Consider the following 22,085-nt stretch of genomic DNA (forward strand, 5'->3'; position numbering starts at 1 on the left):
TACGGCCCCGTTCCTGCGGGCCGTCACCCCACTGCGCCGTGTACGCGGGGGTCCAACCCGCGTGTGGGCCATTAGGCTGCGGCACTACCGCGCGGACGACGAGGTCCGTCCGCTTCGCGCCGCGCCGAGCCGCCGTCGACGGAAGCGAGTTGAACCTTGAACTTCCTTACCATCGGTCACCGCGGAGTCATGGGTGTCGAGCCCGAGAACACCCTCCGTTCCTTCGTCGCCGCCCAGCAGGCCGGTCTGGACGTCATCGAACTCGATCTGCACCTGAGCAAGGACGGCGCCCTCGTCGTCATGCACGACGACGAGGTGGACCGCACCACCGACGGCAGCGGCGCGATCGCCGACAAGACGCTCGCCGAGCTGCGCTCCCTGGACGCCGGCCGCGGCGAGCGCATCCCGGTCTTCGAGGAGGTACTCGACGCGGTGCGGACGCCGCTCCAGGCCGAGATCAAGGACGTGGCCGCGGCCCGCGCGCTGGCCGGGGTCCTGCACGAGCGTGACCTGGTCTCCCGGGTCGAGGTGTCCTCGTTCCACGACGAGGCGATCACCGAGATCGCCCGGCTGGTGCCGGGGGTGCGCACCGCGCTCGTGGCCAGCCGCTACGGCGCCGACGTCGTCGAACGCGCCACCGCCGCCGGCGCCGCGACCGTCTGCCTCAACATCCGCCGGCTCACCCTGGAGATCGTCGAGCAGGCGCGCGAGGCGGACCTGAGGATCATCGGCTGGGTCGTCAACACCCTGGACCACCTGCGCCTGGTCCGCGCCCTGGAACTGGACGGGGCGACCACCGACTACCCGGAGATCAAGCTCACCGGCCGCTTCACCGCCTGACCTCCGGCACGGACCTCCGGCTAGCCGAGTTCCTTGACGAGCAGCTCGAACTCCAGGTCGTCGCGCTGCGGAACGCCGAAGCGCTCGTCGCCGTACGGGAAGGGGGACGTCTTTCCCGTACGGCGGTAGCCGCGGCGCTCGTACCAGGCGATCAAGTCCTCGCGTACGGAGATCACGGTCATGTGCATCTCCCTGGCGCCCCACTCCTGCCGGGCCCGGCGCTCGGCCTCCGCGATGACCACCTTGCCCAGGCCCGCGCCCTGCAGCGTGGGACTGACCGCGAACATGCCGAAGTAGGCGTGGTCCCCCTTGTGCTCGAGCTGGCAGCAGGCGACCACGCTGCCGTCCCGCTCCACCGTCAGCAGCCGGCTGCCGGGCGACTTGATCACCTCCAGCACGCCCTCGGGGTCGGTGCGCTGTCCCTGGAGGATGTCCGCCTCGGTGGTCCAGCCGGCCCGGCTGGAGTCCCCGCGGTACGCCGACTCGATCAGGCGCACCAGCGTGTCGACATCGGTGTCGCGGGCGTCGCGGAAGGTCAGTCCACCGGCGGCGGTCGTCATGGGGCGTGCCTTTCGGTTCGGGCGCTGTCGGGAGGCGGGCGAGCGCCATCCTGCCACTAGCCTCGGGAGGCATGGTGCACGTACTCAGCAGTCGGACACTGGTCCGGCCCGCGGACCCCGAACGCTCCCGTGCCTTCTACGGCGAGCAACTGGGCCTCGCCGTCCACCGCGAGTTCGGCACGGGGCCGGAGCGCGGCACCGTCTACTTCCTCGGTGGCGGTTTCCTGGAGCTCTCCGGGCGCTCCCACGACCCGCCGTCCCCCTCCCTGCGGCTGTGGCTCCAGGTCGAGGACGTGGCGGCGGCCCACCAGGAGCTGCGCGCGAAGGGCGTGGAGATCACGCGGGAGCCGGTGCGCGAGCCGTGGGGCCTGATCGAGATGTGGATCGCCGATCCGGACGGCACGCCCATCGTCCTCGTCGAGGTGCCGGCCGGGCATCCGCTGCGGTACCGGCCGGGGATCTGAGCCGGTCCGGGGCGCGGGCCGGCGCGGGCGGGCCGGGCGGCTCCCACTGGCCCGCGTCGGCGGCCGGAGCTAGCGTGCTGGTGGGTGGGAACGAGCTTCCCGGAGGAAAGCCATGGAGTTCGACAAGCCTGTGGTCGGCGGACCCTGCTGGGCGGAGCTGGGCACCAGCGACCTGGATGCGTCCACGCGGTTCTACACGGAGGTCTTCGGCTGGCGCATGCGCCGCGATCCCCGGCTGGTCTCGGGTGACTACACCCTCGCTCACCTGGGGGACGCGCCGGTCGCCGCGATCACACCCCTGTACCAGACGTCGCAGCCGGTCGCGTGGAACATCTCGTTCGCCGTAGCGGACGCGGACGCCACGGCGAACAAGGTGGTGGAGGCCGGCGGGACGGTGATCCACGGCCCGCGCGACATCTACGAGGAGGGCCGCTTCACCGTGGCCCTGGACCCGTCGGGCGCGGCCTTCCAGATGTGGGAGCCGCGGGAGTTCACCGGTGCCGGGGTGTTCAACCGGCCCGGCTCGCTCGGCTGGGTGGAACTGGTCACCCGCAACCCCAAGCGGGCCAGGGACTTCTACACGAGCGTGTTCGGCTGGAGCGTCAACGCCTCGGAGTGGTACACGCAGTGGGGTCTGCACGGCGAGGACTTCGGCGGCGTGACGGCGATGCACGACCGTTTCCCGGCCGATGTGCCGCCGCACTGGCTGCCGTACTTCGCGGTCGAGGACGTCGAGGCGAGCACGGACGTCGCGGTGCGGGCCGGCGCCAAGGCCCTGCTGGAGCCCACCGCGCTCGCGGACGGGCCCCACATCGCGGTGCTGCGGGACCCCCAGGGCGCGACCTTCGGCGTCTATCAGTCCGCCCGGGAGAGCTGACGCGGAGCGGACGGCGGCTCAGAGACGCAGGGCGCCCGGGCGGCCCTCAAGGCGGCCGAGCAGCTCGCCGAGGAGCGAGGCGAGCCCGTCACGTTCCCGACTGGCCAGGCCGGACAGGACGGCCCGTTCGTAGGCGAGCTGTTCCGGCAGGATGCCGTCGACGAGGTCGCGTCCGGCGTCCGTGAGGCGGACATGGGCGACCCGGCGGTCGCGGGTGTCGCCGCGGCGCTCCACCAGGCCGCGCTCGGTGAGCTGCTTGAGGCGTTTCGTGACGGCGGCTCCCGAGGAGAACGTCTCGCGGGTCAGTTCGCTCGGGGTGAGCTCGTCCCCGGTCCGCCGCAGCGCCCCGAGCAGGTCGAACTCGGGCCGGCTGAGCCCCGCCCGGCGCAGGGGCGCGTCCTCGGCCTGCTGGAGGAGGGCGGCGCAGCGGTTGATCCGGCCGATGATCTCCATCGGCGCGGTGTCCAGGTCGGGGTGGACGGCCCGCCACTGGCGGACCACGCCCGCGACGGTGTCGTCGCCCGGCCCGGTCTCCGCGGGGCGGGTCCGCTCGTGCGCCGCGCCCCCGGTCGCCGCCTCCCCGTGGGCCGGCCCTCCGTTCCTCGCCGTCATGGCCGTACGTCCTCCGTCGTCTCGCCCGTGCCCGCCGGGGCGTGCGGGCCCTGGCGTCGTATCGTCGCGGCGAGCGTACGGTGTGCGGACTGCTCGGTGAGCACGACCCGCTCCTCGGGCAGGGCGCGTTGCCACCACTCGCCGGACGCGGCGTCGGCGGTGGCGCGCAGATCGACCAGCGTGGCGGCCAGGCTCCGGCGGGCGGACTCCAGGGCGGCGGGCGCGGGCCGCTCCTCGGCGAGCAGGCGGGCGGCCCGTTCGCGGGCCCGGTCGACGGCGGCCAGCGCGTGCCCGATGCGGTCGCCGGCCCGGCGGTTGGTGACGGCGACGGCGGCGACGAAGCCGACCAGCGCGCCGACGACGGTGTCCACGGCCCGCTCGGTGATCAGCCGGCCCGGCTCGTGGTACCCGGCGAACTCGACGACGAGCAGTGCCAGCGGGGTCACGCAGATGCTGCCGAGCCAGTAGTTGCGGCCCATCAGCGCCTCGGCGCCGAAGTTGAAGGCCATGCAGAGCAGGACGAGGGCCAGGTCGCTCGCGTGCGCGAGCGGGGCGACGGCGGCGAAGACGAGGACGCCGACGAGGTTGCCGACGACTCGCTGGATGCTCCGCTTCCAGGTCAGGGTCATGTTGGCCTGGTACAGGGAGGCGGCGGTGACCAGGGCCCAGTAGGGGCGGCCGATGCCGAGCGCGAGGGAGGCGTAGCCGGCGAGGGCGCAGCCCAGCGCGGTGCGCACCACGATCGGGGTCAGCGGGCCGAGCAGGGTCCACCAGGGCCGGTGCGGGGCGGTGGTCTCGGCGTCCACGCCGAGCAGTTCGTCGGTGGCCGCAGCGGTCTCGCCGGCCTCGGGGACGGGACCGGTCCCGCGCAGTTGGCGGGCCCAGGCGCGCAGCCGCTCGGGGTCCGCGTCCGCGGGGGCGGCGAGGGCGACCTCGGCGCGTACGACGAGCCGTTCCAGGGCGCGGCGGGGAGCGGTGCGGGCGCCGGTGGACAGCAGCGTCCGCCAGGCGGCGTGGACGGCGGCGGCCGCGGCGGCGCGGGTGCGGGCGTGGCCGTCGCCGGTTCCGGCGGTGGCGGCGTGGGCGGCGGCCGCGTTCAGCGCCTGCGCGGTGGCGCGGCGCTCCGGGCCGTGCGGGCGCAGCAGTCCGGGTGCCATGCCGACCAGCCAGGCCCAGGCCGCCGCGGCGAGGGCCAGCGCCAGGTGGGCGGGGACCTGCCCGAGGGTCTGCGGGGCGAACAGGGAGGCGGAGCTGATGAAGGTGAGGACGACGTTGCCGGGCGGTCCGATGCGGGTGGCGTCGCACAGCGCCTTCTGCACGGCGGCCATCAGGGCGCCGACGGTGACGAGGACGAACGGGTCGGCGGTGAGCGAGGCGGTGACCAGGGCGACGGCGAGGCCGCCGATCATGCCGACGACCACCCAGGCCAGGGCGCGGGCCCGGGCGGCGTAGGGGCGGTTGTGGGCGTACAGGGCGCACAGTGAGCCCGCCATCGTGTACATGGCGAGGTCGAGCCGGCCGAGGACGAGCAGGGTGAGAGTCGGCAGGGCGACCGAGACGACGACGCTCAGGGCGGGCTTGAACCAGATGTCCGAGGGGCGGCCGAGCCGCAGTACGCCGGTGAGCGGAAGATGCCGGGCGATCCGGTTCAGGGGGGTGGGGGGCACACTGCTCATATCGACAACCTTAGCAGGTGTTTTACTTGTAAAGCATATCGGCGGATGGCCGCTGGACGCTCATGACGTGCTGTGCTTCCCCGAACGCGCCCCGTATACCTCCTTGCGCTCGTGTGCGCACCGCGCGCTGCGGGCATCGCTTGACCGACCGGCCGTCCGGCGGCGGCCGCGATCCGTCGAACGGGAGGTGGGGGGTGCACGGATCGGCTTCGCCCAGCTGGCTGCTGGTCGCGCTGTGCGCGGCGACCGGGGCGTACTGCCTGCTGCGGATGCGCAGCAGCGTCGAGGAGCAGCGCCGTGCCGCGGGCGGTGAGGCGTTCATGGGCTTCGGCATGGCGGCCATGGCCGTCCCGGCGGCGGTGTTCACACCACCGGCGTGGGCCTGGTCGGCCTACGGGGCGCTCTTCGGCGCGACCGCCCTGCTCGCGCTGCGGTCGGCCCGGACGAGCCCGCACCATCGGCACCACCTGGTGGGCACGGTGGCCATGGTCTACATGTCCGTGGTGATGGCCGTCTCGCCCGGCTCCCACCACCACGGCGGGTCGGGAGTCCCACCGCTCACCGGCGCGCTGCTGCTGTACTTCGCCGGATACGTCCTGCTGTCCGGCGTCCGGCTGGTCCCCGCCGGGGCGGCGACCGGCGGCGGCACGCCCGGCGGGACGGCGTGGGGCGACCGACCGGAGCTGGCCCGTGCGTGCCGGCTGTCGATGGGGATAGCGATGGTGGCGATGCTGCTGACCATGTGACTGCTCCCCTCCGTGAAGAGGAGGGGGTTCCTGGCTCAGGCCGCCTCCTGGGGACCGGCACCACGGTGCCGTGGTCTGCGTCACTTCGCCGCGGAGCCGTGCCCCCGGGCTCTCGGCCGCTCATAAAGTGGCCCGCATGATGGTCCCCGCGGTCCTGCTGCTGCTCGGTGCCCTGACCGCCGTCGCCGCCCCCCGGCTGCTCGCCCGGGCCGACTGGCCGGACCGTGAACCGGTGCTCGCGCTGTGGGTGTGGCAGTGCGTGGTCGCCGCGGTCCTGCTGTGCTGCGCGCTGTCGATGACGCTCAGCGCGGCCGCCGCCTGGCAGGCGGTGCGCGGCCATCTGTTCGCCCCGGCTCCGCGTTCGGTGGTGGAGGCCTACGCGCTCGGCACGGCCGCTGCCTGGGCGCCGACGACCGCGGTGGCGCTCGCGTGCGGCGGGGCGTGGAGTGCGGCGATGCTGCTGCGCGAGGTGGTGCGGGCCAGGGCGCGACGCCGGCTGCGACGCGCCGAACTCCTCGTGCGCGCCCCGCTGCTGCCCGGCGAGGAACCCGGCTCCGACCGGCTCGTGGTGCTGGAGGGCGAGCGGCCGGACGCCTGGTGGCTGCCCGGCCCGTCGCCCCAACTGGTCATCACCACGGCCGCGTTGCGCCGGCTGAGCGGACGGCAGCTGGACGCCGTCCTCGCGCACGAGCAGGGGCACGCGCGGGCCCGGCACGACTGGCTGCTGCACTGTTCCGGCGCGCTCGCCGGCGGCTTTCCCCAGGTGCCGGTGTTCGCCGCGTTCCGCGACGAGATGCACCGCCTGGTCGAACTCGCCGCCGACGACATGGCCTCACGCCGCTTCGGCCGTCTGACGACCGCCCTCGCCCTGGTGCAACTCAACGAGCACCGCGGTGTGTTCGGCCCCTGCCCGGCCACCCAGGCGCACATCCCTCAGCGCGTGCACCGCCTCCTCACTCCCCCGAACCGCCTTCCTGCCGCCCGCCGGCTGCGCCTGACGGCGGTCGCCTCGCTCGTGCCGGTGATACCGGTCCTGGTGGCGGTGACACCCGGCTTGAGGGCACTGGGCTAGGAACAGTCCCCCGAGGCCCAGTGGCCGGGGCACCTGGAGTTGGGCATGATCGGCGCATGACTGCCGTGCTCTTCGACTTCTCCGGGACCCTCTTCCGCGTCGAGTCCTGCGAATCCTGGCTGAGAGCCGCCCTCGACGCGGCGGAGCTCACCCTCGGGGAGCAGGAGCTGGCCCGTGCGGCACGAGCGCTGGAGGAGGCCGGGGCACTGCCGGGCGGGGCGTCCCCGCTACGCGTGCCCGACGAGGCGGCCGGGCTGTGGGAGAACCGGGACCGCAGCGCCGAGGAGCACCGGGCCGCCTACATCGCCCTGTCCCGCCAAGTGCCGCTGCCCGACCCCGCGTTGCACGACGCGCTGTACGACCGGCACATGACACCGGCGGCCTGGGCCCCCTACCCGGACGCGGCCGAGGTGCTGCGCACGCTGCACGAGCGCGGGATCGGCGTGGGCGTCGTGAGCAACATCGGCTGGGACCTGCGCCCGGTGTTCCGCACCCACGGCCTCGACGCGTACGTGGACGCCTATGTGCTGTCGTACGAGCACAGCATCCAGAAGCCGGACCCGCGCCTGTTCGCCCTCGCCTGCGCGGCGCTCGACGCCGACCCGAAGGACGTGCTCATGGTCGGCGACAACCGCCAGGCGGACGGCGGCGCGGCCGCCCTGGGCTGCGGCGTGCACTTCGTGGACCACCTGCCGGTCGCGCGGCGGCCGGACGCGCTGCTGCCCGTCCTCGGCCTGCTCCGCCCGACGGACCGAACCACTCGTACGGCTCGTACGGCTCGTACGGCTCGTACGGACTGAACGACCACGACGCTCGCGGCCCCGCGGCACCCCCTCGACGGCCCCTGGCACAAAAGAAGCCGTCCGCCTCGGACGATCCCCCGTTTCGCCCGAGACGGACGGCAGCACGACGGACCCCTGCCCGGGGCCGGTCCGCTCGCGTTGAGTATAGTTGGCTGGCAGCCAGTCAACGCAGGAGTCACAGCATGTCCCCGCGAAGCGCCTCGGTCAATGAAGAGTTGCGGCGGCGTTCCCGGGAGCGGCTCCTGCAGGCGGCGGTCGAGCTGGTCGGCGAGCACGGGTACGACGCGACGACGCTCGGCGCCATCGCCGACCGCGCGGGGTCGGCACGCGGACTGGTCTCCTACTACTTCCCCGGCAAGCGCCAGCTCGTGCAGTCCGCCGTGCACCGGCTGATGCACCGCACACTCCAGGAGGCGCTGGAGCGGGAACCGCACAGCGAGGACGGCCGGGAGCGGCTGGCGCGGGCCATCGACGCGATCCTGGGTCTGGCCCGGGACCGGCCGGTGCTGATGCGCCAGCACATGGCCGGGATCCTGCACGAGGAGGGCTTCGTGCAGTGCCCCGAGCAGCAGCGCCTCTCCGAGCTGCTGCGGGACACGGTGGCCCGGCGCGGTTCGCGGGACGTCGACGCCGACTACCCGATGCTGCGCGCGCTGCTGATGGGCGCCGTCTACGCCGCGCTGGTGCCCGGGGCACCGATGCCGGTACCGGCACTGCGGGCCGAGCTGTTCGAGCGCTACGGGCTCGACTGGAACCTGGGAACGCCGCCCGGGGCGCAGCCGCCCGGCGGGTCCTGCGACACGGACCTGTCCCGCTTCTTCGCGACCGGCCGGATCCCGGCGCCCCCGCAGGAGCGGTAGCCGGCGGTCCGCGTACGGTCCGGGCCGCGACACGCGGGCGGTCCCGTGCCGCCTCCCTCCCCCGGCGGGCCCGTTGGTGCCATGCTGGAGCCATCAGCGATCTCCTGTGATCCGCCTGTGAGCCCCCGGGGTAAGGAGTTCCGCCGTGCTGCGTGTCGCCGTCGTCGGCTCGGGGCCGAGCGGGTGCTACACCGCTCAGGGCCTGGTCCAGCAGGACCCCTCGGTGTACGTCGACGTCCTCGACCGGCTGCCGTGCCCGTACGGGCTCGTGCGCTACGGCGTGGCACCGGACCACGAGAAGATCAAGTCCCTGCAGAACAACCTGCGCACGGTCCTTGAGCACGAACGGGTCCGGTTTCTCGGCGGCGTCCAGGTCGGCGGCCCCGGCGGACTGCCCGTCGCACGGCTGCGCGAGCTGTACCACGCGGTGGTGTACTGCGTGGGCGCGGCCACCGACCGCCGTATGCACATCCCGGGCGAGGACCTGCCGGGCAGCTGGTCGGCGACCGAGTTCGTCTCCTGGTACAGCGCCCACCCCGACTCCGCGGACAGCGGTTTCGTCCGGGGCGCGCGGTCGGCCGTCGTCGTCGGCGTGGGCAACGTCGCCGTGGACGTCACGCGCATCCTGGCGCGAGGCCCGGCCGAGCTGAGCCCCACCGACATGCCCGACGGCGCGCTCACCGCGCTCGCCGCGAGCCGGGTCACCGAGATCCACATGGTGGGCCGGCGCGGCCCGTCGCAGGCCCGGTTCACGACCAAGGAGCTGCGCGAGCTGGGCGCCCTGCCGGACACCGACGTCGTCGTCGACCCGGGGGAGCTGGCGCTGGACCCGGCCTGCGCGGACCCCTCGGCGCTGCCCGCCGCCCAGCGGCGCAACGTCGAGGTCCTGCGCGGCTGGGCCGCCACGCCGCCGAGGGGCGGCACCCGCCGGATCCGGCTGCGTTTCTTCCTGCGCCCCGTGGAACTGCTCGCCGACGACGGCCGCGTGGGCGCGGTGCGGCTGGAGCGCACGGCACCGGACGGACGCGGCGGCGTCACCGGGACCGGGCAGTACGAGGACATCGAGGCCCAGCTGGTGCTGCGGTCGGTGGGCTACCGAGGGGTGCCGCTGGACGGACTGCCGTTCGACGCGGGCACCGGCACGGTGCCCCACCGGAACGGGCGCGTGCTGCGGGACGGCGCCGTCGCGCCGGGCGAGTACGTGGCCGGCTGGATCAAGCGGGGCCCTACGGGCGTCATCGGCAGCAACCGGCCGTGCGCGAAGGAGACAGTCGCCTCGCTGCTCCAGGACGCGCCCGGGCTCCTGGGCAGGCCGGTGCCGGACGACAGCTTCCCGGTGCTGCGTGCCGAGGGTGCCGAGCCCGTGCGGTGGGCGGGCTGGCAGGCCATCGAGCGGGCCGAGGCGGAACTCGGCGTCTCCCTCGGGCGCAGCGTGGTCAAGCTGCCCGACTGGGAGTCCCTGCGGGCGGCGGCCGGCACCGCCGTCTCCTAGGTTCTGGCAGCCTGCCCGCGCCGTGACGCGTTACTGCGGCGACCCGCGTGCGGCGACCCGCGCCCCCGCGACGCGGAAGGACGGCGGCACCGGACCCGGCCCGCGCCCGCGCCCGCGGGAATCCGTCAGCAGGCGCGGTCGCAATCCCCCGTCCGTGAAAGCGGACATCGCCCCGGTCCCGCGTCCGTGAGCGGACGTGGCGCCCCGGTCCCGTCAGGCGCCCTGGCGGGACCGGGGCCGCCGCCCTCATCCTCCGGCCATCAGCTCCCGTACGGCCGCGGAACCGCTCTCCGGCAGCAGCCGTAGGACGGTCTCCTCCAGTTGGGGCAGGAACCGCTGGCCGGTCAGGGCCAGGGCGATCGCCGCGGCGACGCCGGTCCAGGCCACCGGGCCGAGCGGGGTGCAGCCCAGGGCCCGGCTGGCGCCGGGCGTCTGGATCAGGGCGGCGAGGGCGAGCGCGGAACCCACGGACGTCACCCGGACCAGCGTGCTGCCCCGGCGGTCGAGCAGGGTCTGGGCGAGCTGAGTGCCGACCACGCCGCACAGGGCCATGGTGCTGGAACGGCGGGCGGTGCCGGGGGTCCAGCGGCCGATCATCCAGGCCGTCGCCGCGCCCAGGCAGGTGGTCAGGGCACGGTGGCGGATCTGCCGGATCAGCCCCTCGCCCAGGACGGAGCCCGCCGCGTCCTCCGGCGCCGCCGACCGCGCCTGCTCGGCGTCCTCCTTCGGGGTCACCGCCACGGCCATCGCCGGGAACAGGTCCGTGAACAGGTTCACCATGAGCATCTGCCGGGTGGACAGCGGCGCGGTGCCCGACAGCAGCGTGCCGAACAGGCCGAAGCCGATCTCGCCCGCGTTGCCGCCGATCAGGATGGCGATGGCGTCGGCGACGCTGTGCCACAGGGCGCGGCCCTCGCCGATCGCGTCGATCAGGACCGTCAGGTCGTCGTCGGTCAGGACGATGTCGGCGGCGTTGCGCGCCGCCGCCGAGCCGCGGGCGCTGATGCCCACGCCGATGTCGGCGGCCCGGATCGCCGCGGCGTCGTTGGCTCCGTCGCCGACCATGCCGACCACCCGGCCGGCGTCCCTCAGCGCCTCCACGACCTGGAGCTTCTGCTCGGGCGCCACCCGGGCGACCACACCCGCGTCACGCAGCATCCGGGCGCGGGCCGACCTGTCCGCGGCGGCGAGTTCGTCCCCGGTGACCACGGTGGTGTCCTTGGGCCAGCCCAGTTCGGTGGCGATGGCCCGGGCGGTCTGCGGGTGGTCGCCGGTCAGCATGACCGGTCGAACGCCCTCCTCGTACAGCCCGCTCACGAGCGCCATGGACGTGTCGCGCGGCACGTCCGACAGCGCCAGCAGCCCGATGAACTCCAGCCCCTCAAGCATCCGTTCGAGCGCGTCCTCCTCGCTCTCGCGGTCGTCGAGCGGCCGCTGCGCCACGGCCAGCACCCGCAGTCCGTCGCCGGCCAGCGCGTGCGAGGTGTCGGTGGCATGGGCGGGGAGGTCGGGGCAGGCCGGCAGCACCGTCTCGGGGGCGCCCTTGACCACGAGCAGACGGGGGCCGCCCGCGACCCGGCCGACGGCGGCCGCGTATCCGCGGGCGGCCTCGAAGCCGAGATCCTCCAGCTCCACCCAGTCCGGGTCGGGACCGGCAGCGTCGAGGACGGCCTCGTCGGTGGCGTGCACCGGCCGGTCCGAGTCGCCGTTGAGACGCGGACAGGCCCGCGCCGCGGACCGCAGGGTCCGCGCGGAGGCCTCGTCGCCCACCACGTGGACCTCGCCGTCGGCGTCGGACGCCCGCACCACGCGCAGCCGGTTCTCGGTGAGGGTGCCGGTCTTGTCGAAGCAGATGGTGTCCATCCGGCCCAGCGCCTCCAGCGTGCGCGGGGTGCGCACCAGGACGCCGTGACGGCTGAGCCGCCGGGCCGCCGCCAGCTGGGCCACGGTGGCGACCAGGGGCAGGCCCTCCGGGACGGCGGCCACGGCGACGGCCACACCGCCGCTGACCGCCTCTCGGACGGAGGTGCCGCGCAGCAGCGCGATACCGGTCAGCACGGCTCCGCCCGCAAGCGTCAGCGGCAGTGCCTTGCGGGTGAGCTCCTGGAGCCTGGCCTGCACGCCCGCGGACGGGGGCGTACGGGCGGCGAGGTGCACGGCGCGGGCGGCCTCGGTGGTGTCACCGGTGTCGACCACGACGGCCCGGGCCTCCCCGGCCACCACGGTCGTGCCCTCGAAGACCATGCAGCTGCGGTCCGCGACCGCGGCGTGCGGGGTCGGGGCGATCTGCTTCTCCACCGGGAGCGACTCCCCGGTCAGCGCGGACTCGTCGACCTCCAGGCCGTCCTCCCACAGCAGCCGGGCGTCGGCGGGCACGACCTCGTCTCCCTTCAGCTCGATCACGTCGCCCGGCTTGAGCTTCCCGGCGTCGATGGTCACGGTGGAGCCGTCCGGGGCCGGGGAGTCCGGGGGCGCGACACGCGCCTTCCGCTTCTGCTCGGCGATCAGGCCGGACAGGGCACGCTCGGCGCGCAGCCGCTGGAATCCGCCGACCAGGGCGTTCAGGTCGAGCGCGCCGATCACGAGGAGGGCGTCCACCACGGAGCCGAGGATCGCCGAGGCCGCCGAGCCGACGGCCAGGACCGGGGTGAGGGGGTCCCGCAGTTCGCCCCGCACGGCCTCCCCCAGCTCGTACGTCCAGCGGACCGGCGCGAGGACCGGGTTCCGGACGACGCCGGTGACCGTCCTGCGGACCTGGGCGGCGGCCCACTGGTACGGGGTGCGGCGACCGGCCAGCTCGTGGTTCAGCCGCTCCTGGGCCTCGCCGGCGTCGAGTTCGTGCCAGTGCACGCGCGGCCGCGGGTGCGGGGCGTGCGCCGCCGCCACGGCGACGGCGGCGCGTGTCCCGGACAGCAGGGCGACGGCCGCGGCGGCGTCGACCGGTGCGTGCCGCAGCCCGGGCAGGAGGGCGCGGCGGCTGCGGCCGCCCTTGGACTCGCCGATGGCCACGAGCAGCCCGGACAGCGCGGCGCCTGACCGGGCCAGGGTCTGGGCGCGGTGGCCGGTCGACCGGGCCGCCGGGACGGCCGTCAGCACCCGCCATACATCGGGCAGTCCGTGCAGGGCGAGTATGTCCGCGCCCCACACGACGGCGGCGTCGCCGTCCACGAGGGCGACGGAGAGGTCGCTGCCGCGCAGTCCGGCCAGGATGTCGTGATCGTCGGCGGAGCGCATCCGGGCGACGGTGAGCACCGTGCCCTCCTCGCCACGCAGCCCGTACACCACGTCGTCCAGCGGCCGCCGGGCGTCCACGACCTCGTCGGCGAGGCCGGTGAGGTCCTCCAGGGCGGGATCGTCCACCAGGACCACCCGCAGCCGGGCCCGGCGTGCCGCGTCCAGGACCGGTTCGGCCCAGGGGTCGGCCTCCCCGTCCTCGGTGCGCAGCGCGCTGGAGTGCAGGACGACGGTGCCGACCATCTCCAGTTGCCGCAGCCGCTCCGGCACCCGGACCAGCACGCCGGTCCGGGCGAGCAGGGTGCCGAGCACGGCGTGGAAGATCGCGGGTCCGTAGCGCGCGGCCTTGGGCGAACCGGCGAGCACCGCCTCGGCGGCCTCGGCCCCGTTGCGCTTGACCAGCATGGTCAGCGCCGCGCCCAGCACGCTGCCGGCAGAGGCGTGATTGGCGTACTCCTGGGCCGGTGTGACGCGCAGCGGCGGGCGGGGAGTGTCGTCCGCGGCGACGCTGACGCGGCCGGATGCGCACAGCTCGTCGTGCCGCGCGTCGAAGGCGGCCGTGCGGGCCACCGTGTCGGCCAGTTGGCCGGCGCGCAGCGCGCCGTCCAGGACCAGCGAGGTGGGGGTCTGGCCGGTGCCATGGGCGGCGGCGTTCGCGCAGGCGAGCAGGAAGTCCATACGGGACCTGCCCAGCCGGGCGCTCAGTCCGGCTCGGAAGCTCGGGTTCTCCCTCAGCAGCGTCACCGCGGCGGTCACCATGCGCGGCGAGGGCGGCAGACGCAACGCGTAGGAGGCCAGTGCCACGCCGACGCCCACCACGTCGGCGGCCAGCGTGGCCGCGGCCGCCCGCACCCCGGCCGGGTCCCCCGGATGCGTGAGCTCCTCCGGATCGTCGCCGTCCAGGACGAGCCCGTGGCGGGCCGCGAGGCCGGCCGCGCCGTCCACGACCTCGTCGGCGGCCTCCTCCTCCGTCACGGTGACGACGAGTCGCCCGAGGCCCTCGTCCCAGCAGGCGAAGAGCACGTCGGGCCGCTCGGCCAGTTTCGCGGCGATCTGCCGGGCCAGTTGCGCCTTCCCGCCCGCGCGCAGCACCTTCTGCGGGTCCAGGGAGCGCAGCGACAGGTGCGCCCGCGTTCCGGACCGCCACTGGCGGTCCGTGCCGGGCGTGCCGGGCAGGGCGTTGCGGGCGACACGCGCGACCCGCGCGGCGGCGTCGGCGCCGCGTACGCCCGCCCGTGCCGTTCCGGCCACCGCGCCCGCGGCGGCCCCGACCGCCGGCGCGGCCGCCCGGGTGACCAGCCGGGCGGCGGCCGACGGGGTGGTCAGCAGTCCGAACACCATGACGCCCCCTCAGAGGGAGGTGCGGTCGGGCCGCGCCGTCGGGCCGAGGGGTCCGGTGGCCGCCGCCTGCCCCTTCGAGGACTTGCCCCGGCCGGCCGCGGACGTCTTGGCCTTCCCCGGCCCGTCGGGCCCGGTGTCCACGTCGGTTTCCATGTCCGCGTCCGGCGCGGACGCCTGCTCCCCGGGGCCGGCACCGGCGTCCTGCGCGGCCTCCTGGGCAGCCGTGCCGCGCTTCTTCGCGGGCTTGCGGGCCGCGGTGGCGGTGGTCGTGGCGGTGGCCGACGGCCGCTCCGGTGTCTGTGCCTCCGTCCGTGTCTGTTCCTCGCCGCCGACGGGCCGTTCGGGGCGGGGCTGGGTCAGCCAGGCCACGGCCGCGCCGGTGAGCGCCACCGGCCACTCCACCACTCCGGCGACACCGAGCACCCCAGCCCCCGTGTACACCGCGAGCCGCCGCCCGCGCGGCGAGACGGCGCCGACCTTGTCCAGCGCCCCCTGCGCGGCCCGGCCCACCGTCTCGGCGCCGGGCACCCTCCGCAGCACCGAGGCCGCACCGTGCAGCGGCGCCGCAAGGGCGGACGACGACTTCTGCTCAGCCATGACTCTCCTCGCCTGGGATGAGATCGACTCCTCGTGGCCACCGGGTGCCCACGACCGTGCTGGTCACCCCGCCTCTCCCAGACAACGTCACGGCCCGCTTCCGCGCCACCGGGATCCGCCGTCCGCCACGGGCCGCGTCGCGGCCGCGCGCGGAGCGGCATCCTGCCCCTCAGCAGGTGCGGGGGGCCGGTCCGAAGGCGGCTCGCCGCCCGCGGCGGACCGGGGCCAACCGCTCCCGCGAACGGCACCGGCATGGCTCCGGCGCCGCTGTCGCCACGGGCGCGGCCGCCGCGCGGAACACCCCCCGGCCGAAGGGCCCCCAGCCGCGCTGCCCCGCAGGCCGACGTTCGGCGGCGGCACACACCCACCCGAGGGGAACTGCGCCGGCAAGGTCCGCAGGCACCCGTCACACAGGCCGACCGCCCGGCGGTCCGGGCGGTCCGGCAGTGGTGCTCCGGCAGTGGAGCGGTCCTGCTGCTCCGTCAGCAGGACGGCACCGGCAAGACCGGCGGGCACTCACCCCACGAGCCGGCCGCCCGGCAGCCCGTGGGGCGGAGCCGTCAGTGGCGGAACAGGGTCGCGGGGATCGCCCCGGCGAGGGCCCCGTAGCCCTGCGGGTTGAGGTGCAGCCAGTCACCGGCGTGGAGGTCGGGCCGCAGCCGGCTCGGCCGCGCGGAGTCGCGGACCGCGCGGTCGAAGTCGATCAGCGCGTCGAAGTGCCCGCTCGCCCGGATCCAGGCGTTGACCGCCTGGCGTGACTTCTCCCGCAGGCCCGCCGGGTCGTCGTAGAGGTCGTTGCCGCCGAACGGCAGCAGGGTGGCGCCGTAGACACGGATGCCCTGGGCATGGGCGCGCACCACGATCTGCTGGTACGCGGCGATCAGGTCCTCGGTGACCTGCCGCTGGGCGGCCGCGGTGGGGTCGGCGGTGCCGATGTCGTTGACGCCCTCGAAGACGATGAGCCAGGCGACGCCGCTGGTGGAGAGGATGTCGCGGTCCAGGCGGGCGAGGACGTTGGGGCCGAGGCCGTCGTTCAGGACGCGGTTGCCTCCGGCGGCCTGGTTCAGGACGGCGAGGTCCGCGGTGGCGGGGCGGGAGCGGAGCCGGTCGTAGAGCTGGTCGGGCCAGCGGTCGTTGGCGTTGGTGGTGGAGCCGCGCCCGTCGGTGAGCGAGTCGCCGAGTACCGCCACGGCCTCGGTCGCGGCCTTCGCCTCCACCTCGACGCCGCTGATCAGATACCAGTGGTCGGCCGGGGCCGCCCCGGACAGGTCCGCGTCCCGGGTGTGGTCGCCGTGGACGAAGTACGACGTCGTGCGCGAGCCCGGGTGCGAGGTGAGGGCGAGGGAGGGCTGGCCCTCGGCCAGGTAGGTGGTCACGGTGAGGTTGGAAGCCGCGCGCAGGTCGAGGTCCAGCGGGTCGGAGACGGCCTGGGCCCCGACGGGCACGGTCGTCGAGGCCCGCCCGGAGAACGTCACCTTCCGGGTCGTACGCGGCTCGACGGCGCTGACACCGGCCGCGCCGTCGCGCGGCAGCGCCACCGTCACGGCGGTCAGGGGCAGCGGGGTGTCGCCGAAGGCGTTGGAGAAGCGCAGCCGGATGCGGTGGCCGCCGGTGGACACGTGCAGCGTCTGACGCACGGTGGTGTCGACGAGGACGGCGCGGTCGCCGGTGAAGGGCGCAGGCGGGAGGTTGCCGGGCTCGGTGAGCTGCGGCATCGCCGTCCAGGTGTTCACCCAGTGCCGTGCGGTCGCGGCCTGCGGCCGGCCGGCGGCGGTCACCCGGTCCGGACGGTGCACCAGGGCGGTGACGGCCGAGACGGTGAGAACGAGGGCCAGCACCAGAACGCACGCGCCGATCAGGTCGGCGTGGCGCGTACGTGAGCGGCGGGTTGTTCCGGGCGGTGTCACGTGCGTCCTCCGTTGGCTGTGCGGGGGTGCGATCGGACGGGGTACCCACGGCGGCCCAAGCGCGCCGGACTGCCCGCGGCGGGACTGCCGCTGGTGCATGGTGGCATGAACACGGCCACCGTGGAAGCGCTCCCACACCCCCGCCCTCGACGCACCCCACCCCCGCCCGCGAGTGGCTGGATGTGACCTGCGCGAGGCGTTGACTAGAAAGCGCTTGCACTCTACGTTCCGTTCAACAGCATGACCGAAGGGCGCTACTACAGGCCCTCCAGGCCACCCTGACGCGTAATTCGTTCCAGATGCTGCACGGCATTCACGTATACGACCTGACGCACCCTCGTATACGCCCCCACCCAGTCCTTCGAAGGGACAGCATCCGTATGCGTACTCGCCCCTCACGCCTCCGCGCACCCAGGTCGGCGCCGGCTGCGATCGTCGCCGCGGCCGCCACCCTCGCGGTGCTCGCCCTGCCGCAGCAGGCCGTGGCCGCCGAGAGCTCACCGGTCGGATTCGGCGCCGGCACGACCGGCGGCGGCAGCACCTCGGCGGTGACCGTCACGACGCTCAGCGCCTTCAAGTCGGCCGTGACCGGCAACACCGCCAAGGTGATCAAGGTGAGCGGTCTGATCTCCCTGAGCGGTCAGGTCGACGTCGGCTCCAACACCACGGTGCTGGGCGTCGGTTCGTCGTCCGGGTTCACCGGCGGCGGGCTGCGGCTGAAGAACGTCAGCAACGTCGTCGTCCGCAACCTGCAGATCAGCAAGGCCGTCGGGACGGACGCCATCACCGTCCAGGGCTCGACCAAGGTGTGGATCGACCACAACTCCCTGTCCTCCGACCGCGACCACGGCAAGGACTACTACGACGGCCTGGTCGACATCTCGCACGCCTCCGACTACGTCACGGTGTCCTGGAACACCTTCAAGGACCACTACAAGGGCTCGCTGGTCGGCCACAGCGACAGCAACGCGAGCGAGGACACCGGGCATCTGCGGGTGACGTACCACCACAACTGGTTCAACAACGTCAACTCCCGCATCCCGAGCCTGCGTTTCGGCACGGGGCACTTCTACGACAACTACGTCGTGGGCGCCGAGACCGCCGTGCACTCGCGCATGGGCGCCCAGATGCTGGTCGAGAACAACGTCTTCCGCAGCACGTCGGTCGCCGTCACGACCAACCGGGACAGCAAGCAGGACGGTTACGCCAACCTGCGGGGCAACGACCTCGGCGGCGCCACGACCGAGGTGTCGCAGACCGGCACCTTCACCAGCCCGCCGTACAGCTACTCGGCCGAGGCCGCATCCACCGTCGCCTCCTCGGTGACCGCGGGCGCGGGCACCGGGAAGATCTGACCACCGCCCGCCACAACCCGACGACACGGCCTCGCCCAACCGCACGGCCATCACCCGACCGCACGAAAGGAACAAGGACATGACACCCGCAGCACGACCGCGCCCGCGACGGCGCGCGGTGACCGGAGGTTTGGCCGCACTCGGACTCTCGGTTGCCATGCTCATGACGCAAGGGGCGCCCTCGGCGAGCGCCGCCACCTGGCCCACCGCCAACGGCAGTCAGGCGGTGACCTCCACCATCTCGGTGTCCGGCACCAAGGACTACGGGATGAAGCGCCTGTACGGCAGCGGGGCCCTGGGCACCGGAGGCCAGGACGAGAACCAGAAGCCGATCCTGGAACTGGCCGCCGGTGCCGTCCTGAAGAACGTCATCATCGGCTCCCCCGCCGCCGACGGCATCCACTGCCTCGGCAGTTGCACGCTGCAGAACGTCTGGTGGGAGGACGTCGGCGAGGACGCCGCGACGTTCCTCGGCTCCTCGTCCTCCAACGTCTACACCGTCTCCGGCGGCGGCGCGAAGGAGGCCACCGACAAGGTCTTCCAGTTCAACGGCGCCGGCACGCTGAACGTGTCGAACTTCGCGGTGCAGAACTTCGGCACCTTCGTGCGCAGTTGCGGCAACTGCAAGACGCAGTACAAGCGGACCATCAACCTCAACACGATCGAGGCCACCTACAAGGGCGGCCGGATCGCCGGCATCAACACCAACTACGGGGACAGCGTGTCCCTGAAGAAGATCACCATCGTCGGGGACTCCGGCAAGAAGATCATCCCCTGCCAGAAGTACACGGGGAACAACACCGGCGCCGAGCCGACCAAGGGCGGCACGGACGCCGACGGCACCTACTGCAAGTACACGGCGTCCGACATCACTTACAAGTGATCCCGACACGGTGAGGGGGCGGTCGTGCGCGGTGTGCCCGGAGGCGCCGCGTACGACCGCCGCCGCGCGTCACCGCCGCCCCGCGTTCACCGCCTCGCGTGTCCGAGCATCTCCTCGGTCAACTCCCGTCGGCAGTCGGTGTAGGCGGTGCGCAGTTCCGGGCCCGGCCAGTGCGCGGGCAGCAGGGGCGCGGGCAGCACGGGGTCGGCCAGCAGGTGCCGTACGACGGCCGCGAGGACGGTGAAGCGGTCGGCGGGCCGGTCCGTGCGCGCGACCAGGGCGAGCAGTGCGCGGGCCGTCGCCGCCCAGTCGCCGACCGGCCACAGGCGCGCGGCCAGATCGGCGGCGGGCTCCTCGGGCCGGGCGGTGAAACGCCGGACGGCCGGGGACAGTTCACCCGGCCAGGGGCGAAGCAGGTTGGCGGGGCGCAGCCAGACGCCCTCGCGGAGTTCCGCGAGCCGGAGAGTGGTCAACCGGGCCCGCAGCTCGGCGCGTTCCGCGGGCTCGCGGCCGGTCGCCGTCACGACGACCATCTCCCACTCCCCGTCCCAGGGGCGTGTCTCGGGGTGCACGGCCGCGTCCTGGCGCCGCTGGCGTGCCAGCAGCCGGTCGCTGAGGCCGTAGACGGTGTCGGACCGTCGCAGGTCCCCGGCGGCGACCATCCGGCTCAGGGCCGCGCGCAGGGTGGATCCGCCGATCCCGAAGGGCTCGACCGCCCGCACGAGGTCCTTGACCGGCAGTTCGGGCGGGTGCGTGCCAAGGAGCAGGCTCAGGACGACCGACCGCGCGGACAGCGGCCGCAGCCCGGCCTCGGCGGGCCCCTGGAAGGCGTTCATGGTCCCGTACTGTACGGACCTCCGACGTGTTGCACTCTTGCTGCGACCGCAGCCAGAGTGCAACATAGACCTTATGGCCTCGACACTCGCGCAGGAGCGGCAGGAGCAGCAGGCGCAGTCCGACGGAGGGGCGCCGTCCGAACCGCTGCCCCTGCCGCTCGGGCAGGGCGCCACGCACGCCGTCACCAACCAGGCGCCTGACCTGGCGCCCTACGACGCGTCCGACGACGCGGCACTGCTGGAGGGCCTGCGCCGGGAGGGCGCGGGGTGGGCCGAGACGGACCTGCGGCGGCTCGGGGCGCTGGCCGGGAGCGTCGAGGCTCAGGAGTGGGCCGAGCAGGCCAACCGGCACGAGCCCGTACTGCGCACCCACGACCGTCACGGCAACCGGGTCGACGAGGTCGACTTCCACCCCGCCTGGCACCACCTGATGCGGACGGCGGTCGCCGAGGGCCTGGCCGGCGCCCCCTGGGCGGACGACCGGCCCGGCGCGCATGTGGCCCGCAGCGCCGGTGGTCTGGTCTGGGGGCACACGGACGCCGGTCATGGCTGTCCGACGTCGATGACGTACGCCGCCGTACCCGCCCTGCGCGCCCAGCCGGAACTGGCAGCCGTGTACGAGCCGCCGCTGACAGCCCGGGTGTACGAGCCCGGACTGCGGGTGCCGGCCGAGAAGCAGGGCCTGCTGGCGGGCATGGGGATGACCGAGAAGCAGGGCGGCTCGGACGTACGGACGAACACCACGGCGGCCACGCCGACCGCTGAGCCCGGCGTCTACACCCTGCGCGGGCACAAGTGGTTCACGTCGGCGCCCATGTGCGACGTCTTCCTGGTGCTCGCCCAGGCTCCCGGCGGGCTGTCCTGCTTCCTGGTGCCGCGCGTACTGCCCGACGGCAGCCGCAACACCTTCCGCATCCAGAGGCTCAAGGACAAGCTCGGCAACCGGTCCAACGCGTCCTCCGAGCCGGAGTTCGACGGGACGGTGGCCTGGCTGGTCGGGCCGGAGGGGCGGGGCGTCAAGACCATCATCGAGATGGTCAACTGCACGCGCCTGGACTGCGTGATGATGTCGGCGGCGCTCATGCGCAAGACCCTGGTCGAGGCGGGCCACCACGTCCGGCACCGCCGCGCCTTCGGCGCACTGCTCATCGACCAGCCACTCATGCGGAACGTGCTGGCCGACCTGGCGCTGGAGTCGGAGGCGGCGACGACGCTCACGCTGCGGCTGGCCGGTGCGGCCGACCGGACGGCGGGCGCGGGCGGCGGGGGCGGCGAGGCCGCGTTCCGGAGGATCGCGACCGCGGTCGGCAAGTTCTGGGTCACCAAGCGGGGGCCCGCCTTCACCGCGGAGGCTCTGGAGTGCCTGGGCGGCAACGGTTACGTCGAGGAGTCGGGGATGCCCCGGCACTACCGGGAGGCGCCGCTGCTGTCGATCTGGGAGGGCTCGGGCAACGTCAACGCCCTGGACGTCCTGCGGGCACTCGGCCGGGAGCCCGGCACCGCGGAGGCGCTGTTCGCCGAACTCGACCTGGGCCGGGGCGCCGACGCCCGCCTGGACGCGGCCGTGGACCGGCTCAGGGCCGGTCTGGGCGAGGCGTCCCCGGCCGGCGCCCGCCGCCTGGTCGAGCTCATGGCCCTGACCTTGCAGGCTTCCCTGCTCGTCCGGCACGCCCCGCCCGCCGTCGCCGACGCCTTCTGCGCGACCCGTCTGGGCGGCGACTGGGGCCACTCCTTCGGCACGCTGCCGGACAGCGCGGACGTCGACGCCATTCTGGAACGGGCGCTTCCGGGGTAGGTGGCACGGGCGGCGTGCCGTCTCCTGTCACCGCGTCCCAGCTGCCGGGGACCCTGTTCCTTCCGGCCGCAGCGTCCCGGGTACCGGGGACCTGTTCCCTCTGGTCCCAGCGCCCGCTCGTGCCGGCACCGAACC

The 22,085-nt window shown here is 74.2% G+C and carries 18 protein-coding genes; 11 read left to right on the forward strand and 7 right to left on the reverse strand.

The features are described 5' to 3' along the window. Positions 1-156: 156 nt before the first annotated feature. On the forward strand, positions 157-840 hold the full coding sequence (locus tag ACIOWN_RS07645; protein ID WP_362349796.1) for a glycerophosphodiester phosphodiesterase family protein: 684 nt from the start codon (positions 157-159) through the stop codon (positions 838-840). Between the two features lie 20 nt (positions 841-860). On the opposite strand, the gene ACIOWN_RS07650 is transcribed toward ACIOWN_RS07645, so the two are convergent. After that, positions 861-1,400, reverse strand: a complete 540-nt coding sequence (locus tag ACIOWN_RS07650; protein ID WP_362349798.1) for a GNAT family N-acetyltransferase — start codon at positions 1,398-1,400, stop codon at positions 861-863. Between the two features lie 71 nt (positions 1,401-1,471). Between ACIOWN_RS07650 and ACIOWN_RS07655 the strand changes: the two genes are divergently transcribed. Continuing rightward, the gene (locus tag ACIOWN_RS07655) at positions 1,472-1,864 is read left to right on the forward strand and encodes a VOC family protein (RefSeq protein ID WP_401981034.1); all 393 of its coding nucleotides are present in this window, start codon (positions 1,472-1,474) and stop codon (positions 1,862-1,864) included. Between the two features lie 112 nt (positions 1,865-1,976). After that, positions 1,977-2,741 carry a VOC family protein gene (locus tag ACIOWN_RS07660; protein WP_362349801.1) on the forward strand — a complete coding sequence of 255 codons (765 nt, stop codon included), beginning with the start codon at positions 1,977-1,979 and terminating at the stop codon, positions 2,739-2,741. A gap of 18 nt (positions 2,742-2,759) precedes the next feature. Here ACIOWN_RS07660 and ACIOWN_RS07665 read toward each other — a convergent pair whose 3' ends face one another. After that, entirely contained in the window at positions 2,760-3,353 is a 594-nt protein-coding gene (locus ACIOWN_RS07665) for a MarR family transcriptional regulator (RefSeq protein WP_362349803.1), read from the reverse strand. After that, complete coding sequence (locus tag ACIOWN_RS07670) at positions 3,350-5,029, reverse strand: FUSC family protein (RefSeq protein ID WP_401981038.1); 1,680 nt, start codon at positions 5,027-5,029, stop codon at positions 3,350-3,352. Before ACIOWN_RS07670 ends, ACIOWN_RS07665 begins: the two co-directional genes overlap by 4 nt. 194 nt (positions 5,030-5,223) lie before the next feature. Between ACIOWN_RS07670 and ACIOWN_RS07675 the strand changes: the two genes are divergently transcribed. The 5 genes from ACIOWN_RS07675 (at position 5,224) to ACIOWN_RS07695 (ending at position 10,002) form a co-directional block, all read left to right on the forward strand. Next, positions 5,224-5,775 carry a DUF5134 domain-containing protein gene (locus tag ACIOWN_RS07675; RefSeq protein ID WP_362349807.1) on the forward strand — a complete coding sequence of 184 codons (552 nt, stop codon included), beginning with the start codon at positions 5,224-5,226 and terminating at the stop codon, positions 5,773-5,775. A gap of 136 nt (positions 5,776-5,911) precedes the next feature. Further along, a complete protein-coding gene (locus ACIOWN_RS07680; protein WP_362349808.1) occupies positions 5,912-6,847 on the forward strand; it encodes a M56 family metallopeptidase in 936 nt (311 codons plus the stop codon). Between the two features lie 56 nt (positions 6,848-6,903). Next, positions 6,904-7,647 carry an HAD family hydrolase gene (locus ACIOWN_RS07685; protein WP_401981040.1) on the forward strand — a complete coding sequence of 248 codons (744 nt, stop codon included), beginning with the start codon at positions 6,904-6,906 and terminating at the stop codon, positions 7,645-7,647. Between the two features lie 185 nt (positions 7,648-7,832). Next, a complete protein-coding gene (locus ACIOWN_RS07690; protein WP_362349812.1) occupies positions 7,833-8,510 on the forward strand; it encodes a helix-turn-helix domain-containing protein in 678 nt (225 codons plus the stop codon). Positions 8,511-8,655: 145 nt separating this feature from the next. Beyond that, positions 8,656-10,002, forward strand: a complete 1,347-nt coding sequence (locus ACIOWN_RS07695) for an FAD-dependent oxidoreductase (RefSeq protein WP_362349814.1) — start codon at positions 8,656-8,658, stop codon at positions 10,000-10,002. 246 nt (positions 10,003-10,248) lie between these two features. Here the strand turns inward: ACIOWN_RS07695 and ACIOWN_RS07700 are convergent, their stop codons facing one another. The 3 genes from ACIOWN_RS07700 to ACIOWN_RS07710 form a co-directional block, all read right to left on the reverse strand. Beyond that, on the reverse strand, positions 10,249-14,577 hold the full coding sequence (locus ACIOWN_RS07700; RefSeq protein ID WP_401981043.1) for an HAD-IC family P-type ATPase: 4,329 nt from the start codon (positions 14,575-14,577) through the stop codon (positions 10,249-10,251). Positions 14,578-14,586: 9 nt separating this feature from the next. Next, positions 14,587-15,174, reverse strand: coding sequence for a hypothetical protein (locus ACIOWN_RS07705; protein ID WP_401981045.1), 588 nt, complete (start codon positions 15,172-15,174; stop codon positions 14,587-14,589). A 560-nt stretch (positions 15,175-15,734) separates the two neighbouring features. Continuing rightward, positions 15,735-17,033, reverse strand: a complete 1,299-nt coding sequence (locus ACIOWN_RS07710; protein ID WP_401981095.1) for an SGNH/GDSL hydrolase family protein — start codon at positions 17,031-17,033, stop codon at positions 15,735-15,737. A gap of 428 nt (positions 17,034-17,461) precedes the next feature. Between ACIOWN_RS07710 and ACIOWN_RS07715 the strand changes: the two genes are divergently transcribed. Then, entirely contained in the window at positions 17,462-18,436 is a 975-nt protein-coding gene (locus ACIOWN_RS07715; RefSeq protein WP_401981047.1) for a polysaccharide lyase family 1 protein, read from the forward strand. 79 nt (positions 18,437-18,515) lie between these two features. Continuing rightward, positions 18,516-19,319, forward strand: a complete 804-nt coding sequence (locus ACIOWN_RS07720; RefSeq protein ID WP_362349822.1) for a pectate lyase — start codon at positions 18,516-18,518, stop codon at positions 19,317-19,319. Positions 19,320-19,405: 86 nt separating this feature from the next. Here the strand turns inward: ACIOWN_RS07720 and ACIOWN_RS07725 are convergent, their stop codons facing one another. Then, complete coding sequence (locus tag ACIOWN_RS07725; protein ID WP_401981050.1) at positions 19,406-20,155, reverse strand: PaaX family transcriptional regulator C-terminal domain-containing protein; 750 nt, start codon at positions 20,153-20,155, stop codon at positions 19,406-19,408. A gap of 73 nt (positions 20,156-20,228) precedes the next feature. On the opposite strand from ACIOWN_RS07725, the gene ACIOWN_RS07730 reads away from it, so the two are divergent. Then, positions 20,229-21,950: an acyl-CoA dehydrogenase family protein gene (locus ACIOWN_RS07730; RefSeq protein WP_401981053.1), complete on the forward strand. Its 1,722-nt coding sequence runs from the start codon at positions 20,229-20,231 to the stop codon at positions 21,948-21,950. The last annotated feature ends 135 nt before the right edge of the window (positions 21,951-22,085 follow it).

Source organism: Streptomyces sp. NPDC087787 (assembly GCF_044743035.1).
GTDB lineage: Bacteria > Actinomycetota > Actinomycetes > Streptomycetales > Streptomycetaceae > Streptomyces.

Excerpts from the sequence above, each read along its gene's own strand:
- ACIOWN_RS07690 (WP_362349812.1), top strand. The coding sequence starts at position 7,833 with ATGTCCCCGCGAAGCGCCTCGGTCAATGAAGAGTTGCGGCGGCGTTCC.
- ACIOWN_RS07700 (WP_401981043.1), bottom strand. The coding sequence starts at position 14,577 with ATGGTGTTCGGACTGCTGACCACCCCGTCGGCCGCCGCCCGGCTGGTC.
- ACIOWN_RS07705 (WP_401981045.1), bottom strand. The coding sequence starts at position 15,174 with ATGGCTGAGCAGAAGTCGTCGTCCGCCCTTGCGGCGCCGCTGCACGGT.
- ACIOWN_RS07650 (WP_362349798.1), bottom strand. The coding sequence starts at position 1,400 with ATGACGACCGCCGCCGGTGGACTGACCTTCCGCGACGCCCGCGACACC.
- ACIOWN_RS07685 (WP_401981040.1), top strand. The coding sequence starts at position 6,904 with ATGACTGCCGTGCTCTTCGACTTCTCCGGGACCCTCTTCCGCGTCGAG.
- ACIOWN_RS07655 (WP_401981034.1), top strand. The coding sequence starts at position 1,472 with ATGGTGCACGTACTCAGCAGTCGGACACTGGTCCGGCCCGCGGACCCC.
- ACIOWN_RS07670 (WP_401981038.1), bottom strand. The coding sequence starts at position 5,029 with ATGAGCAGTGTGCCCCCCACCCCCCTGAACCGGATCGCCCGGCATCTT.
- ACIOWN_RS07660 (WP_362349801.1), top strand. The coding sequence starts at position 1,977 with ATGGAGTTCGACAAGCCTGTGGTCGGCGGACCCTGCTGGGCGGAGCTG.
- ACIOWN_RS07715 (WP_401981047.1), top strand. The coding sequence starts at position 17,462 with ATGCGTACTCGCCCCTCACGCCTCCGCGCACCCAGGTCGGCGCCGGCT.
- ACIOWN_RS07725 (WP_401981050.1), bottom strand. The coding sequence starts at position 20,155 with ATGAACGCCTTCCAGGGGCCCGCCGAGGCCGGGCTGCGGCCGCTGTCC.
- ACIOWN_RS07680 (WP_362349808.1), top strand. The coding sequence starts at position 5,912 with ATGATGGTCCCCGCGGTCCTGCTGCTGCTCGGTGCCCTGACCGCCGTC.
- ACIOWN_RS07730 (WP_401981053.1), top strand. The coding sequence starts at position 20,229 with ATGGCCTCGACACTCGCGCAGGAGCGGCAGGAGCAGCAGGCGCAGTCC.
- ACIOWN_RS07720 (WP_362349822.1), top strand. The coding sequence starts at position 18,516 with ATGACACCCGCAGCACGACCGCGCCCGCGACGGCGCGCGGTGACCGGA.
- ACIOWN_RS07665 (WP_362349803.1), bottom strand. The coding sequence starts at position 3,353 with ATGACGGCGAGGAACGGAGGGCCGGCCCACGGGGAGGCGGCGACCGGG.